Genomic DNA, 16,469 nt, shown 5'->3' with positions numbered 1-16,469 from the left:
AATTATGATTTCACAAGAATTAGAAGTTAGTTTACATATGGCATTTATGGATGCACGCCAAAAAAGACATGAGCTTATCACTGTCGAACATCTATTAGTAGCCATGCTTGATAATCCTTCCGCTCAAGAAGTTTTGAAAGCTTGTGGAGCAAATTTTGATACCCTAAAGAAAGATTTACTAAATCATATTGAAGAGCATACCCCTATTGTCAATGGAGAAAATGAGGTTGATACACAACCTACCCTTGGCTTTCAAAGAGTCATACAAAGAGCCATGCTGCATGTTCAGTCCTCGGGAAAGAAAGAAGTAACAGGCGCAAATGTTCTAGTTGCAATTTTTGGTGAGAAAGATTCACATGCGGTGTACTTTCTTCATCAACAAGGAATTGCAAGATTAGACGTTGTTAATTTTATCGCTCACGGAATTGAAAAAGATATAGATAAAGAAAATGAAGCTGATGAGGTTGATGAAAATATTGACCAAAAAATACAAAACAAAGAATCTGATCTGGAATCCTATGCATTAAATCTAAATAAAATAGTTCTCGATGGGAAAATTGACCCAGTGATTGGAAGAGAAGATGAAATTGAAAGAGTAGCTCAAATCTTATGTAGAAGAAGAAAAAATAATCCACTTCTAGTTGGTGATGCAGGGGTTGGCAAGACAGCTATTGCTGAAGGTTTGGCAAAAAAAATTGTTGATGGTGATATACCTGAAGTACTCAAAGACACAGTGATTTACTCTTTAGATCTTGGCGCCCTTATTGCTGGGACAAAATATCGTGGTGATTTTGAACAACGTTTAAAAAATGTCTTAAAACAACTTACAAAAAAACCTAATGCCATATTATTTATTGATGAGATCCATACCATCATTGGAGCAGGATCTGCTAGCGGCGGTACATTGGATGCATCGAATCTCCTTAAGCCTGCTTTAGCGAAGGGGGAGTTGAGATGTATTGGCGCAACAACTTTCAATGAATATAGAACTGTTTTTGAAAAAGATCACGCATTAACTAGACGTTTTCAAAAAATTGATGTCGATGAACCATCGATCCCAGTTTCTATAGAAATCCTTAAAGGTTTAAAAAAATCATTTGAAAGTCATCATAAGGTTAAGTTTTTGAACAATGCATTGATTTCAGCGGTTGAATTATCAGCCAAATATATTACCGATAGAAAACTTCCTGATAAAGCCATTGATGTTATTGATGAAGCTGGAGCATTACAAAAAATACTTCCGAAAACAAAACAAAAGAAAACTATCTCATCGAAAGAAATTGAGGAAGTTATTTCTAAAATTGCGAAAATTCCATCCAAAAATATTAACCAAGATGATCTCAGCATGCTCAAAAACCTAGAGCGAGATCTGAAAGCGATAATTTTTGGTCAAGATGAAGCTATTAATAAACTTTCAACTGCAATAAAAATGGCTCGTAGTGGTTTATTATCAGACAATAAACCAATTGGTAGTTTTATGTTTAGTGGTCCTACCGGGGTTGGTAAAACAGAAGTGGCCAAACAGCTCGCTTATACTTTAGGTATTGAATTAATCCGTATTGATATGAGCGAATTCATGGAGAGACATGCTGTATCAAAACTAATTGGTGCCCCCCCAGGATACGTAGGTTTTGATCAAGGTGGCACTTTAACAGAGTCAATCAATAAAAATCCTTATGCCGTTTTATTACTTGATGAGATTGAGAAAGCACATCCAGATGTACATAATATACTTCTTCAAATTATGGATAATGGTTTCCTTACTGATAGCAATGGAAGAAAAATTGACTTTAGGAACGTTACGTTAATTATGACCACGAATGTTGGTGCTGAGTCATTATCAAAATCATCATTAGGTTTTATCACAGATACTCAAACCGTTTTTGATGAAAAAAAAGAAATTAATAAAGCCTTTTCTCCAGAGTTTAGAAATCGTATTGATGCCATTGTTTCTTTTGCTCCTCTTGAGAATGAGACTATTCTTAAGGTTGTAGATAAATTTTTAATCCAGCTTGAGAATCAACTGCATGACAAAAAAGTCGAAGTGACCTTTTCAGATAACTTAAAACATTATTTAGCTAAAAATGGTTTCGATATCAAAATGGGTGCTCGGCCTATGTCAAGATTAATCCAAGATACTATTAGAAAAGCTCTTGCTGACGAATTACTATTTGGAAAATTAGTTAATGGCGGCGATGTTCATATTGATATTGATGACAATGAAAATATCAAATTACAGATTGAGTCAAAACAATCAACATCATCTAAGAAATCTTTGACTTCATCATAATATGTTCAAATTCATTGGACGATAATATTCGATTAAACCATTGGTTAATCTTTTTAAAACCCTCATCTTCAAATTTTAGTACATCTACATTAATAAATTGTCTGATAAATGGAAAGATTGCATAATCAACCATGAGAGGACAGTCATCTAGTAGATATTCATTTTTTTCCAAAAGTAAATCAAGCTCTGATACATAATCTAGGCACTTTTTGAATGCATTCTCTCTTTTGTTGTCATCATAAGCATATTTATAACTATCTAAATTTTTTTTAAAACTATTATCATTTGAATTTATGAGAGATAAACTTATTTGTTTCTTATCCTGAGGAAGGTATTTATCCATAATACCTTGATGTGAAAATGCCCACATCATTATATCTAGACTCTCATCAATTATTTGATTATCCCCTAAAATTAAGACCGGTACCGTTCCTTTTGGACTCACTGCTAGCATATGTTCTGGTTTGTTTTTTAAAGAGATTTCGTATATAGAAAAATCTATCCGAGCAAGATATAGAGACAGCCGTGCACGCATCGCGTATGGGCATCTCCTATAAGAATACATGAATGGTAAGACGCTCTTATGATAGCTTTTGACGAATTTCATTAACCAAAGATGGTCCTTGATAAATTAGACCGGTATATATCTGAACTAAATCTGCTCCCATTCTAATTCTTTTTAATGCATCATCAGCAGTCATGATTCCACCAACACTGATAATTAAAAGCTTATTTTTAGAAATTTTTTTAACTTTTGATAACATTTGTTCTGATTTTATTTTTAAAGGCGCTCCTGACACACCGCCAGGAAGATGTTGATAATGCTTGGATATTTTTGACTTATCAATTGTTGTGTTAGTAATGATAACTCCATCAATGCTATTAGCAATAAGTAAGTCAATGATTGGTTTAATTTTTGATTCTTCAATATCTGGCGATAGTTTTAAAAAAATGGGCACAGACCTATTCAATTTTTTTTTCAACTTATTTTTTTCTATCATTAAACTTTTTATAAATATTCTTAAATCCGAGAGATTATGAAGATCCCTTAAGTTTTTAGTATTGGGAGAAGATATATTCACTGTTAAATAATCTGCATATATGTATGCTTCTCTCATACATGCAATATAGTCGTTTATGGAATCCTCATATGCAGTCATTGCATTTTTTCCAATATTAATGCCAATTATAAGATTTACATTTGATTTTTTAATATTATCAATAAACTTATAAATACCAACATTATTAAAACCAAAAGAATTGATGAGAGCTTCATTTTTTGGATCTCTATAAATCCTAGGCTTTTTATTTCCAGGCTGCGGTTTTGGGGTCACAGTACCTATTTCTAAAAAACCAAATCCAAGATTCTCAAATATTTCTATATGCTCTGCATTTTTATCGAAACCAGCAGCCAAACCTACCCTATTTTTAAAATTTAATCCCTTGATAGAAACTGGCTTTTCATTTTTTATATCTTTTGCTTTTAAAAGTGAAATAAAATTAACGAACTTCAAAATTTTTAAAATGAAGTGATGAGAAAATTCAGGAGGTAACAGAAATATTACTGATCGGAAAAAGCGATATAACATATCGACATTCTATCTTTAAAGTAATCTAAAATAAACTTATGAAATTAATATTAAACAAAAAAACCTTTCTTAAAAATTACTGGGATAAAAAACATTTTTTTCTGCCTGGGGGAATAAGCAAGCTAGATGATAACTTTATCGATTTGGATAATTTTGATTTACCATCCACAAAAGCTTTAGAGAAGAAAGTATTTATTCAAGATGGAGGAAAATACACTAATTTTACTAATGTTAAAAAGAAATTACATATAAATACTCCGTTAAGTAAGCTTTTTTATAAAACAAATCATATTCATCAGCTTTCTTTTGAAATTAAAAATCTATTTGATTTTATCCCTCAATATTTGATAGATGATGTCATGATTTCTTTATCTAATATCAAAGGATCGGTTGGAAAGCATAAGGATAATTACAGTGTTTTTTTGATTCAGGGCAAGGGGATTAAGAACTGGAAAATTTATGAAAATAAAAAAGTATTTTCATATACAGCCAAAGAAGGAGACATTCTATATGTTCCACCAGGGATTGATCATTATGGAATCAGCCAAACTCAGGTATGCAATACCTACTCTGTTGGATTTAGATCTCCTGATTCTTTAAATATAAAAGAAATTTTTAATGACTACATTTTTAATCAACTAGATCAAACATCAACAATTTTTTTTCAAAATAAAACATTATCCAAACAAAAGGCATTAATTTCAAATGATATTAAAGACTTTTTTATTCGTAACTTAGACTATAAACCGATAATTCTAGATGAATTTATTGGGATTTATCTTACAAACGTTGATTTAGATTTATTTAAAACAAAAGTAATGAGTTTAAAAAAATTTAAAGAGCAATTAAAAAAATTGCCTCTTTTTTTAAATCAAAAGACAAAAGCATTATATTTCGGAGAAAATTTTTATATTAATGGAATTAAAATTAATATAGAACCCAGCTCAATAAAAGAATTTAAGAGATTTTTTAATAAACAAATAATGGATGCCTCAAAATTAGATAACAAATCTATTTTGCTTTTATTTAAGCTATTCAAAAAAGAATATATTGTATTTAAAAGAAAATTTGTTATTTAATTTCAGACCAGTTAAATATATTCTCTTGACTTATAAACTCACATTTAAATTTATCGAAGTACTCTTTTACTGTGTGCTTAATTATTTCTTTTTGATTATTTTGCTTACTCAAGTGACAAAATATAATTTTTTTTAATTTATCTTTTTTTATTTGAGAAATTAAATCAAATGTTAAATCATTATTTGCATGGCCTAGTTTTCCAAAAATTCTATTCTTAAGACTTGTTGGATAAGAGGATTTCATCAGTAAGTTTGCATCATGATTTGCCTCTACAACCAAATAATTTAAATTAGAATATGATTCAATAATTTTAGGAGTTAATGATCCAAAATCTGTGATTATTCCTATTTTTAATGTATCTTTTTTAAAAACGTAGTGACATGGTTCGCGAGCATCGTGTGGTACCGGCACCACTTCAACCTGAAGGTCATTGCCTACTAATGTATCACCAGGGTTTATTATATTAACCTCGTCAACAATTCCAATTTTTTTTGCTGTGCCATAAGAACAACTAATTTGAATTTTCTCTTTCTTGATAATCATCTTTATTGCTCTCATGTGATCTTCATGCTCATGAGTAATTAAAATATGATTAATGTCTGAAAATGTAAGGCCTAACCCTGAAAGTCTATTTTCTGTTTCTTTGTAATTAAATCCACAATCCACCATAAAGATTGTTTTATCAGTTTTAATTAAAAATGAATTTCCTTCACTTCCGCTTCCCAAAGATGCAAATAAGAACATTATTTTTATGTTTTTAGATAATCATAAAGAATATTGATAATAGATTGTGCCGTTTTTGTTTTATTTAATGACTCGTTAGGATAATCTATATAGACTTTTGCACCATCGTCAATCTCAACAATGCGCACTCTGAATCTTTTTTCTCCTTCTGGAACATTTTCTTCATCATCGTCACCCCAATTTGCAAAAAAAGGAAATTTTTCTTCCCAAGTTTTTTCTGACCATTTTTTATCAGATTTATTTAATGAAGCTTCGTCCTGATCTTCCCCTTCAATCTCTTTTCGATACATCTCTTGGCCTTCCGGGTCTTCTTCTTTACTGACATCGTCGTCTTGCCAAAAAGCCAACTTACTAATTAGCCCTTTTTTCTTTTTTGGTTTTTTCCCATCTTCGTCAATTTCTAAGTTTGAATATTTTATGTAAAAAATACCATCGGAGCGATTTTTGTCTTCAACTAAAAAACCAACCATATCAATAGCTAAACTTAGTCTTCTCCATGCCCTACTGTAATTATCATTTAATTTTATATATTTAAAATCATCCTGGTTAATCAATTCAGCATTTTTAATTTCAACAGCTGTGTCCAGTGATTCTTTAGCACTAAGATCGCTCGCACCCAATTTAACCATAAGCCGTCGGAGGAGTTCATACTGAATTTCTAAATCATCTTCTTTAAAATTACTAACCATAATCTCTTTTTCATCATCTGGACCAGATTTATATTCCTGTATCTTGTATACTGTATCTGGGTTTACTGTATTATCGTAATGTTTAGCTTTTCTTTCGTAATGTTCATCAAGGCCTTTAAGAACTGATCTTTGTGACAAATACACCTCAGTTGTGCCTTCCGCAACTCCGTCCTCAATTCTTGTTCTAAACTTTCTTCGTGTCCCAGTATTGGCCAAAGCATCCAGCCATGCATCAAACCTGCCCAGAGTGCTTTCCTCTTTTTTTAAATCCGACTCTGAGATCCATTTCGTTTCAATAATTCCTGTGCGTTTAGATGACGAAACATCAAACCCCATATCTTCCCAGAAACTTTCAACAACTGGCCATACTTCTTTTTGTCTTGCTGGGATAACCAACCATCGCATTGCTCCTGATTTCACAACTTTAATCTTATCTTTTTCATTATTGATTAAATTAGCAAGATTTTTCTCATTATCTTTATTTTGATATTGTTTTAGGGAGGTTGGCTGGCCATTGATTGAGTATTTGTTTGATGAATTAACATCATCAAGATCTGGAGGTATCTCTAATTTTTTTGCTTTTTTTGAGCTGACATAATCAGGTTGCGTTACTTTATCAATAATTGGAATTTCTTCAATACTTGAACAACTAGTAAGTATTATTGAGATAAAAATTGTTAATATAAATTTATACATATTTTTCAAATACTTTATGATGCGATGAATTTAAAGGAATTAAGGGTAGTCTAATACCAGATTTAATAAGTCCCATCTTGTTTAAGAGATACTTTACAGGAATTGGATTGGACTCCACAAATAATATTTCATGAAGCTCACTTATTTGCTGATTAACATTATTGGCATCATCAAATTGGCCTGTTGCATTTAAATGACAAATCAAACTCATCTCTCGTGGTTTGATATTTGCAGTAACAGATATCACTCCATGACCGCCTAGTTTTAAAAAATCACATGCAGTCGCATCATCACCACTATAAAATAAAAAATTATCGGCTACTTCATTTTTTAAGGTTTCAATGCGACTTAAGTCTCCAGTTGCATCCTTGATTCCTATGATATTTCTTAATTTAGATAACTCAATCACTGTGTTATTTTCTATATCTGAACAGGTTCTTGATGGAACATTGTACAAAATCTGAGGAATATCAACCTCATCGTTAATTTTTTTAAAATGACGATATAAACCTTCTTGGGGCGGCTTATTGTAATAGGGTGCAACAATCAGCGCGGCGTCAGCGCCTAATTCCTTTGCTGAGTTAGTTAAAAAAATTGCCTCTTCAGTTGAATTTGCTCCCGTTCCTGCAATAACTGGTAACCTTTTGGATGTGTATTCAATAGTTTCTTTGATTAGATTAGTATGCTCTTCAAATGTAATAGTTGGGGATTCCCCTGAAGTACCAACGACAACAATGCCATCAGAGCTATTTTCGCAATGAAAATCAATTAATTTTCTTAGTGATTCATAATCAATAGAACCATCTTCAAACATTGGAGTAACAATTGCAACAAAACTGCCTTTTAACATGTCGTAAACTGATAACTTAAGAAATTAAGTATTATTTTACTTGATTTAATGTATGATCAAAATAAATTTTAATATATCCAAAAGTTATAATTAAATTAATTTATATTCTTTTTAATTATATTAATTTTGGGATATATTTTCGATAGCTTTTTTAATTTAAATAATATAATTAAATAAATGACAGAATATTTTCTCATCATAATTAGCGTTGTCTTTGTTAACAATATTGTCTTAACGAAAATTTTGGGACTTTGTCCATTCATGGGGGTATCAAAAAAACTTGATACATCTGTCAGTATGTCAGCTGCAACAGCCTTTGTTTTAACGATTGGCTCAATAACCAGCTGGTTAATTAATTATTTTCTACTTGTTCCATATAACTTAGAATATTTAAGAACAATCTCCTTTATTGTTGTGATTGCTGCAGTGGTTCAATTTACTGAAATGGTAATGGAAAAGAATTACCCTTATTTATACAGAGTTCTAGGAATCTTCCTTCCGCTAATAACAACCAACTGTGCTGTTCTAGGTATCCCTTTATTGAATGCTCAATTGAGTCATAATCTATTAGAAGCTGCAATTTTTGGATTAGGTGGAGCTCTAGGTTTTTCTTTTGTTCTTATTCTGTTCGCTTCATTAAGAGAAAAATTTGAAGGCGCTAATACACCACAAGCAATGAAAGGTAGTGCGATTGCTATGTTAACAGCTGGTTTGATGAGTCTATCTTTTATGGGTTTTATAGGTCTGGATAGATTATGATTGCAGCGATTCTGATTATTCTTTCAATCACTGCATTTATAGGGCTAGTCCTAGGTTATGCATCAATCAAATTAAAAACTGATGGTGACCCTATAATAGATAGGATCGATAAAATATTACCGCAAACTCAATGTGGGCAATGTGGATATCCTGGATGTAAACCGTATGCTACCGCTATTGCTAATGGTGAAGCAGATATTAATCAATGTCCGCCTGGAGGTGATGACGGGGTACATAAGTTAGCGGATTTACTTGGTGTAGAATATAAACCTCTCAATGCAGAGCATGGAGAAACTAAGCCTAAATCAATAGCAATTATTGATGAGTCAACCTGTATAGGCTGCACTTTATGCATTCAAGCCTGTCCTGTTGATGCAATTATTGGAGCAGCTAAACAAATGCATACGATTGTTGAAAAAGAATGTACAGGTTGTGAGTTATGTCTTCCTCCATGCCCGGTTGACTGCATTGAAATGGTTGAGATACCTGAAACAACTGATAATTGGAAGTGGAAATATCCAATACACCCTATTAAACAACAGCATTAATTTATGGAACTGACTGATAAAATTTTTAAATTTTTTGGAGGTATCAAGCCTAATGGACATAAGTCGATATCGACAATGAATCCAATCAAAAGATTACCGATACCAAAAAAACTGATTATTCCTGTCAGGCAACATGTTGGTAAAGTTCCAAATATAAAAGTTTCAGTTGGAGAGAGGGTTTTGAAAGGTCAAATTTTAGCTGAGCCTGTAGCTAATATTTCAGCAGCAACTCATTCCTCTTCATCGGGCACCGTAATTGCAATTGAATCTAATAAAATACCGCACCCATCAGGACTGCCTGATCTTTGTATTACCATTGAAACTGATGGTAAAGATGAATGGATTAAAAATGATAAAATTGATCGCTCTAGGCTTTCAAATGAAGCTTTGTATGAAATAATGAAGTTCTCTGGTATTGTTGGATTGGGTGGAGCAACCTTTCCAACACACATTAAATTAAATTCTAATAAAATAAAAACTCTGATTGTAAATGCTGCAGAATGTGAGCCTTACATCACATGTGATGATATGGCGATGCAAGAAAAAACCAAAGAGTTTATTGAGGGAATTCAGATAACAATGGATATCCTCAAAATACCTCATGCAATAATTGGTATTGAAGATAACAAACCCAAAGCTATTGAAAAATTAAAAACCTCCTTAAGTGGGTCAAAAAATATTTCAATCAAAGTCGTACCCACAATTTATCCAAGCGGAGATGAAAAAAGATTAATTTATTTGATGCTTGGATTAAAAATCTCAAAAGAAAAAAGGCCAGTAGATTTTGGTATTCAAGTCTTTAATGTAGCTACTTTAATATCTTTAGGTAGGTTTTTTTATCACAGCGAACCGGTAATTAGCAGAATTGTTACTGTCACCGGAGCGTTAAAAAGACCCAATAACTATGAAGCATTAATAGGAACACCCATTCAAGAGCTCATCAAAGATGCCGGAGGAAGTCCTAATCAAGATATTATTATGGGAGGTCCAATGATGGGTTTTAAATTACCCCATACTGATGTCAGTGTAACTAAGGCGATGAATTGTCTATTAGCCATGACTGATGACATGAAATCCAAAGATACCTTTGAGATGCCTTGTATTAGATGTACAAAATGCGTTGAAGTGTGCCCAGCTCAACTTCAGCCACAAGAATTGTATTGGCATGCAAAATCGAAACAATTTGAAAAGTTGACAGAAGATTATAAATTATTTGATTGTATCGAATGTGGATGCTGCTCCTATGTGTGTCCAAGCAATATTCCATTAGTGCAATACTATCGTTATGCAAAAAGTGAAATACGAGATCAACTGAAATCTTCAGAAGTGGCGGATATTGCCAGAGAAAGAAATGAATTTAGATTATATCGAATCGAACGTGAAAAAAAAGAGCGTGCTGAGAGAAATGCTCAAAGAAGAGCTCAAACCAGTGACATTGACAAAAAAAAATTAATTGAAGAAAAAAAAGCAGCGATTGCAGAAGCTATGAAACGTATTGAGGAAAAAGAAAAATAATGGCAATTATTGATTCACCAGCGATAAAAGAAAGATCAACTGTATCCATTGTAATGTTCACTGTGATACTTGCTCTTTTGCCAGCACTATTTTTACAAATTGGTTTTTTTGGTTATCAAATATTAGGTAACCTGTTTATTGGTATTGGATTTGCGTTATTCCTAGAAGCAATTTGTCTAAGACTAAGAAATTATCCAATCCGTCCATTTGTGCTTGATGGGTCGGCTTTTGTAGCAGCATGGTTACTAATAGTATCTGTTCCAGCAAATATTCCTATTTGGACTTTACTAATTGGCATCTTTTTCTCTATTGTTGTCGCAAAACATGCCTATGGTGGAATTGGATCTAACCCTTTTAATCCTGCAATGATTGGTTATGCTGTCTTACTAATCTCGTTCCCCAAAATCATGACCAACTGGCCAGTATCCGAAGGTTTTGAAGTTAGCAACTTTATTCAATTTTTTGAATTTTTTTCTTTTTTAAATACAAATGAAGTATATGACGCAGTTGTTAGCGCAACCCCGCTTGATCAAATAAAAACAATATTATTTCTTGGAGAAGAAGTAAATATTTTGCCTATTTCATTTTCAACATTAGCTCCATACCAGATGATTGCATTGCTATATTTTCTTGGTGGTCTGTTTTTAGTCTATAAAAAAGTAATCACATGGCATTTACCCTTATCGCTCATACTTAGTATTTATTTTTTTTCTAGCTTACTGTATTTTTATGATCAAAGTACTTATATGTCCCCAATGTTTCATTTATTAAATGGAGCAACTTTTCTTGCTGCATTTTTTATAATCACTGACCCAGTCTCTAGTCCAACAACCTTAAAAGGTAAAGTTATTTTTGGAATTTTAATAGGTTTAATAACAGTAATTATAAGAAACTACGGAGGCTATCCTGATGGTATTGCATTTGCTGTAATTTTTATGAACATCTGCGTACCCTTGATTGAAAAGTTTACTCAACCTAAAGTATTTGGCTATGAGTGAATACAAAACTATTCTTAAAACCATAAGTATTATTTCTTTGCTAGGTTTAATTTTTGCAATCAGTCTCAGTATTACTTTTGAAAAAAGTAACCCTATAATTGAACAAAATAAAATTGAATTTAAAACAAAATTGCTCAATGAAGTTTTGGATGGTTTAGATTATGACAATGATTTAATTAGTACTTATATTCGCATCAAACCGAATGAACTATTAAAGAATAAAACAGAAAAATATGCCTATTTGGCAAAAAAAAATAATATTCTCCAGGCTGTTTTAATTGAATCTATTGCGCCAGATGGTTACAGTGGTGAAATTAATATATTAACTGCCGTTCGAAGTGATGGTGAAATTATTGGAACAAGAATCATTGATCATAAAGAAACCCCTGGCCTTGGTGATTACATTGACCAGAAGAAATCATCTTGGATTTCTAATTTTAATGGCATGAGCTTGAACAACAGAACTGATCCAGACTGGAGGGTTAAAAAAGATCAAGGCACTTTTGATTACAAAGCAGGAGCAACAATAACACCTCGTGCAGTAATAAAGTCTGTTAAAAATACCTTATTATTTTATAAAAAAAATAGAGAGCTATTTAATGATTAAAGAGCAAATACAGGATGGTTTATGGAGACAGAATGCAGGTTTAGTTCAGCTTCTTGGACTGTGTCCAACTCTTGCAGTAACTGTGAATATTACTAATGGTTTTGCACTTGGCGTTGCAACAATTTTTGTAATGATGTTGTCGAATATTTCAATTTCTCCAATAAGAAACTATGTTCCAGAATCAGCGCGAGTACCAATATTTATTCTTGTGATAGCTGGTTTAGTCACAATAGTCGATCTGAGTATTAACGCATTATCAAAACCCTTGTATGATGCTTTAGGTATTTTTATTCCTCTAATCGTCACTAATTGCATCGTTCTAGCTCGTGTTGAAGCATTTGCATCAAAAAACTCTACCCTTCCTTCACTTTATGATGGTTTTTTTATGGGACTTGGTTTAACTTTTGTTTTAATTATTCTGGGAGCAGTTCGTGAAATAGTAGGTAATGGAACATTGTTCCAAAATTTACATTTTTTAATTGGTGAGAAATATCAATTTTTAACTATTCAACTATTCGATAGTTCAGATGGTTTTCTTTTAGCAGCACTTCCGCCTGGCGCTTTTATTGCTTTATCTGCTTTGATTGTATTTCTTAATTTGGTCAACCAAAAAAAATAATCTCAAATGAATCATGAAAAAAGATGGAAGATTTTTAATGCATTAAAAAATCAGATCAAAGAACCTAAAACAGAGCTTATTTATAAAAATTCATTTGAACTTCTAATAGCAGTTATTCTTTCAGCGCAGACCACTGATATTCAGGTGAATCGAGTTACAAAAAAACTTTTCAAGATTGCCCCAGATCCAGGCAGTCTTTCTGAACTTTCTTTGGATAAAATTGAATCATTAATTAACTCTATTGGTTTATACAAAAATAAAGCAAAAAATATTCAACTCACAAGCAGATTATTGAATACAAAATATAATAGCAATGTCCCTCAATCAAGAAAAGAACTTGAAACGCTTCCAGGAGTTGGGAGGAAAACTGCGAATGTCATTTTAAATACCATCTTTAATCAACCTGTGATTGCAGTTGATACCCATATTTTTAGGTTAGCAAATCGAATTAATTTAGCTAAAGGAAAAACCCCTTTAGAAGTGGAAAAGAAATTAACTAGATTCACGCCAGATGAATTCTTAATTGATGCGCATCACTTATTGATATTACATGGTCGCTATGTATGCAAAGCTCAAAAACCAGATTGTTCTAGTTGTTGTATTTATGATTTTTGTGAATACAAAAAAAAATTAATCAAAACTTGATTGTGCTCTTTGATCTAGCTGCAACATAACCGATCTTCTTTCATCATCGGACATATCAAACCAATTAACTATCTCATCGCCTGTTCTAAAACAACCGACACATAGTCCATCAGCATTATAAGAGCAGATACCTATGCACGGGGTAATGATGTCTTTACTCATTAACTCAATACACCATGACAATGTTTATATTTTTTACCACTGCCACATGGACAGCTTTCATTTCTACCAATTTTTCTTTGCTGACTATTCTGATTATCTTGACTTTGAGAATCAATGCTCGCCTTATCTACTTCTTGTTGATTTTTTTGATCAATTTTTTTAGCTTGATCTTCTGTTTTTACTTCAACAAGCATCACAACCTTCGCAATTTCATTTTTGATATTAGATAAAAGAACTTCAAACATATTAAATGCTTCACGTTTAAATTCTTGTTTTGGATCTTTGCCTCCATAAGCACGCATACTTACACCTTGTCGTAGATGATCTAGCGCCGTTAAATGCGAACGCCAATGGTGGTCAATAATCTGAAGCATTATTGACTTCTCAAAGTGTCGGACAGACTCTTTCCCAGCAATAGTCTCTTTTTTAAAGTAATCACTTTGTGCCTGTTCAATGATTCTGGTAGCAATTGTTTCAATTTCTATATTAGGTTCTTTATCAAGCCATTTCTTAATATTAATGCTTAAGTTATATTCAAGTTGAAGTCGATTTTCGAGGCCAGATATATCCCACATTTCCTCAACACTATCCAATGGAATGTATTCATAAACGATATTTGATATTGCCTCATTTAGAATATTTTTAATCATTACTTCAGATTCATCAGAGTTTAAAACATCATTTCGTTGTTCATATATTACTTTTCTCTGGCTGTTGGGCACCTCATCAAACTCAAGCAGTTGTTTACGAATTTCAAAGTTTCTTCCCTCAACTTTTTTCTGGGCACTCTCAATTGATCTAGTGACCCAGCTGTGTTCAATAGGCTCATTATCTGGCATATTTAATTTTTGCATAATGCCTGAGATGCGATCTGATGCAAAAATTCTCATTAATGAATCTTCTAAGGATAAATAGAAACAACTTGATCCAGGATCACCTTGCCTTCCTGAGCGCCCCCTCAGTTGATTGTCAATTCTTCTTGACTCATGCCGTTCAGTCCCAATAATATGAAGACCTCCTGCACCCAACACCACTTCATGATCTTTTTTCCACTGAGCTTTTAAAGCATTAATTTTTTTAGTGGTTGCTTCAGTCTTTTTTGACTCATGAGACAGGCGTTCAATTTCAGGATCGATATTTCCACCTAACACTATATCCGTGCCTCTACCAGCCATATTGGTAGCTATTGTAATCATTCCTGGCTTACCAGCCTGCTCAATAATATGAGCTTCCTTTTCATGTTGTTTGGCATTAAGAACTTGATGTTTCAATTTATGTTTATTTAATATTTTGCTAATAAACTCAGAACTCTCAATTGATGTCGTACCAATAAGTATCGGTTGTAATTTTTTATTTCTGTCTAAGATATCGTTTATTACAGCTTTATATCTTTCATCGGATGTTCTGTAAATTTTATCCATTAGATCAACTCTAGAAATCTGTCGATGAGGAGGAATCACTAGTGTCTCTAAATTATAAATATGTTTGAATTCTTCAGCTTCAGTTTCAGCTGTCCCTGTCATTCCTGAAATCTTATTGTAAAGGCGGAAATAATTTTGAAATGTGATTCCTGCAAGAGTTTTTGATTCTCTTTGAATTTTAACTTTTTCCTTTGCTTCAATAGCTTGATGAAGTCCATCTGACCATCTTCGGCCAGGCATCATGCGGCCGGTAAATTCATCTATGATTACAACGGCCCCATCTTTTACAACATAGTCTTTATCTTTAGTGAATAAATTATGTGCTTTTAGGGCTGATTGAACATAATGCAACAGGCTTATATTTTCAGGATCATATAAATTCGAATTTTCCTCTAAAACTCCAAGTTTGGTTAATACTTTTTCAACATTATTGTGCCCGCTTTCAGATAAAACTACACCCGTTGTTTTTTCATCAATCCAATAGTCTCCATCGCTATCTTCTTTTTCTTGTCTTTTTAAGCTAGGGACAATTTGGTCAAGTTTTCCATAAAGATTTACATCCACATCTGATTGTCCAGAGATAACTAATGGGGTTCTTGCCTCATCAATCAATATAGAGTCAACTTCATCGATTAAGGCATAATTCAACCCCCTTTGAACTTTTTGATCTTGGGAGTAAACCATATTGTCTCTCAAATAATCAAAGCCAAATTCATTGTTGGTTCCATAAGTGATATCAGCAGAATAAGCTTTTAATTTTTCTTCTGTAGGTAATTGTGCCTGATTGACACCTACAGTTAAACCTAAAAATTCATAAACCTTTCCCATCCACTCCGCATCACGTTTAGCCAGATAATCGTTAACTGTTATAACGTGTACACCATTTTCTGAAAGAGCATTTAAGTAAGCTGGCAAGGTCGCCACTAAAGTCTTTCCCTCGCCTGTTTTCATCTCTGCAACCTTGCCATTATGAAGAGCTATTCCACCAATCATTTGTTCATCAAAGTGCCTCAAGCCTAAGGTTCTCACACTAGCCTCACGAACCAAGGCAAACGCTTGTATCATCAAATTGTCTGAGAAACCATCTTTCTTGAAGACTTCCTTTAACTCAGCAGTTTTTTTAGCGAAGTCTTTGTCTTTTATTTTTTGTATATCCGGTTCAAGTTCGTTAATTTTATTGACTATCGATGAATATTTTTTTAATAATCTTTGATTGCTGTTACCAATCACAGCATTGATAAGTGTTTTTAACATGAT

The 16,469-nt window shown here is 32.6% G+C and carries 16 protein-coding genes; 9 read left to right on the top strand and 7 right to left on the bottom strand.

The annotated features are described in order from the left end of the window. Positions 1 to 4 precede the first annotated feature (4 nt). A complete protein-coding gene (gene clpA / locus QFA95_RS01215; protein ID WP_486463028.1) occupies positions 5 to 2,290 on the top strand; it encodes an ATP-dependent Clp protease ATP-binding subunit ClpA in 2,286 nt (761 codons plus the stop codon). Here the strand turns inward: clpA and QFA95_RS01210 are convergent. Both QFA95_RS01210 and QFA95_RS01205 read right to left on the bottom strand, forming a co-directional pair. Beyond that, on the bottom strand, positions 2,265 to 2,855 hold the full coding sequence (locus tag QFA95_RS01210) for a glutathione S-transferase N-terminal domain-containing protein (RefSeq protein ID WP_486463433.1): 591 nt from the start codon (positions 2,853 to 2,855) through the stop codon (positions 2,265 to 2,267). The two genes, clpA and QFA95_RS01210, sit on opposite strands and share 26 nt — an antisense overlap. 16 nt (positions 2,856 to 2,871) lie before the next feature. Further along, the gene (locus QFA95_RS01205) at positions 2,872 to 3,879 is read right to left on the bottom strand and encodes a quinone-dependent dihydroorotate dehydrogenase (protein WP_486463027.1); all 1,008 of its coding nucleotides are present in this window, start codon (positions 3,877 to 3,879) and stop codon (positions 2,872 to 2,874) included. A gap of 38 nt (positions 3,880 to 3,917) precedes the next feature. Here QFA95_RS01205 and QFA95_RS01200 point away from each other — a divergent pair, with 38 nt between their 5' ends. After that, entirely contained in the window at positions 3,918 to 4,958 is a 1,041-nt protein-coding gene (locus QFA95_RS01200; RefSeq protein WP_486463026.1) for a cupin domain-containing protein, read from the top strand. Here QFA95_RS01200 and QFA95_RS01195 read toward each other — a convergent pair. The 3 genes from QFA95_RS01195 to dapA are packed head-to-tail and all read right to left on the bottom strand — an operon-like array spanning position 4,951 to position 7,938. Further along, positions 4,951 to 5,703, bottom strand: a complete 753-nt coding sequence (locus QFA95_RS01195; protein ID WP_486463025.1) for an MBL fold metallo-hydrolase — start codon at positions 5,701 to 5,703, stop codon at positions 4,951 to 4,953. The genes QFA95_RS01200 and QFA95_RS01195 overlap by 8 nt on opposite strands. Before the next feature lie 5 nt (positions 5,704 to 5,708). After that, positions 5,709 to 7,088: an NlpB/DapX family lipoprotein gene (bamC, locus tag QFA95_RS01190; protein WP_486463024.1), complete on the bottom strand. Its 1,380-nt coding sequence runs from the start codon at positions 7,086 to 7,088 to the stop codon at positions 5,709 to 5,711. Further along, entirely contained in the window at positions 7,081 to 7,938 is an 858-nt protein-coding gene (gene dapA / locus QFA95_RS01185; RefSeq protein ID WP_486463023.1) for a 4-hydroxy-tetrahydrodipicolinate synthase, read from the bottom strand. The genes bamC and dapA overlap by 8 nt, the downstream gene beginning before the upstream one ends. Positions 7,939 to 8,115: 177 nt before the next feature. Between dapA and rsxA the strand changes: the two genes are divergently transcribed. From rsxA to nth, 7 genes are read left to right on the top strand one after another with little or no spacing between them, the layout of a single operon-like run. Beyond that, positions 8,116 to 8,697 carry an electron transport complex subunit RsxA gene (rsxA, locus tag QFA95_RS01180; RefSeq protein WP_486463022.1) on the top strand — a complete coding sequence of 194 codons (582 nt, stop codon included), beginning with the start codon at positions 8,116 to 8,118 and terminating at the stop codon, positions 8,695 to 8,697. Further along, positions 8,694 to 9,245 carry an electron transport complex subunit RsxB gene (gene rsxB, locus QFA95_RS01175; RefSeq protein WP_486463021.1) on the top strand — a complete coding sequence of 184 codons (552 nt, stop codon included), beginning with the start codon at positions 8,694 to 8,696 and terminating at the stop codon, positions 9,243 to 9,245. Before rsxA ends, rsxB begins: the two co-directional genes overlap by 4 nt. A 3-nt stretch (positions 9,246 to 9,248) precedes the next feature. After that, positions 9,249 to 10,760: an electron transport complex subunit RsxC gene (gene rsxC, locus QFA95_RS01170; RefSeq protein ID WP_486463020.1), complete on the top strand. Its 1,512-nt coding sequence runs from the start codon at positions 9,249 to 9,251 to the stop codon at positions 10,758 to 10,760. Continuing rightward, positions 10,760 to 11,758 carry an RnfABCDGE type electron transport complex subunit D gene (locus tag QFA95_RS01165; protein ID WP_486463019.1) on the top strand — a complete coding sequence of 333 codons (999 nt, stop codon included), beginning with the start codon at positions 10,760 to 10,762 and terminating at the stop codon, positions 11,756 to 11,758. Before rsxC ends, QFA95_RS01165 begins: the two co-directional genes overlap by 1 nt. Further along, the gene (gene rsxG, locus QFA95_RS01160; RefSeq protein ID WP_486463018.1) at positions 11,751 to 12,365 is read left to right on the top strand and encodes an electron transport complex subunit RsxG; all 615 of its coding nucleotides are present in this window, start codon (positions 11,751 to 11,753) and stop codon (positions 12,363 to 12,365) included. Before QFA95_RS01165 ends, rsxG begins: the two co-directional genes overlap by 8 nt. Next, complete coding sequence (locus tag QFA95_RS01155) at positions 12,358 to 12,984, top strand: electron transport complex subunit E (RefSeq protein WP_486463017.1); 627 nt, start codon at positions 12,358 to 12,360, stop codon at positions 12,982 to 12,984. Before rsxG ends, QFA95_RS01155 begins: the two co-directional genes overlap by 8 nt. A gap of 6 nt (positions 12,985 to 12,990) precedes the next feature. After that, entirely contained in the window at positions 12,991 to 13,629 is a 639-nt protein-coding gene (gene nth / locus QFA95_RS01150) for an endonuclease III (RefSeq protein ID WP_486463016.1), read from the top strand. On the opposite strand, the gene QFA95_RS01145 is transcribed toward nth, so the two are convergent. Next, on the bottom strand, positions 13,615 to 13,791 hold the full coding sequence (locus QFA95_RS01145) for a DUF1289 domain-containing protein (RefSeq protein ID WP_486463015.1): 177 nt from the start codon (positions 13,789 to 13,791) through the stop codon (positions 13,615 to 13,617). The two genes, nth and QFA95_RS01145, sit on opposite strands and share 15 nt — an antisense overlap. Then, on the bottom strand, positions 13,791 to 16,466 hold the full coding sequence (secA, locus tag QFA95_RS01140) for a preprotein translocase subunit SecA (protein ID WP_486463014.1): 2,676 nt from the start codon (positions 16,464 to 16,466) through the stop codon (positions 13,791 to 13,793). Before secA ends, QFA95_RS01145 begins: the two co-directional genes overlap by 1 nt. Positions 16,467 to 16,469 lie beyond the last annotated feature (3 nt).

It is taken from the genome of Candidatus Methylolitoribacter marinus, from assembly GCF_051853155.1.
Lineage (GTDB): Bacteria > Pseudomonadota > Gammaproteobacteria > Burkholderiales > Methylophilaceae > BACL14.
The sequence above is the reverse complement of the archived record's forward strand: the minus strand, read 5'-3'. Positions and strand labels throughout refer to the sequence as shown.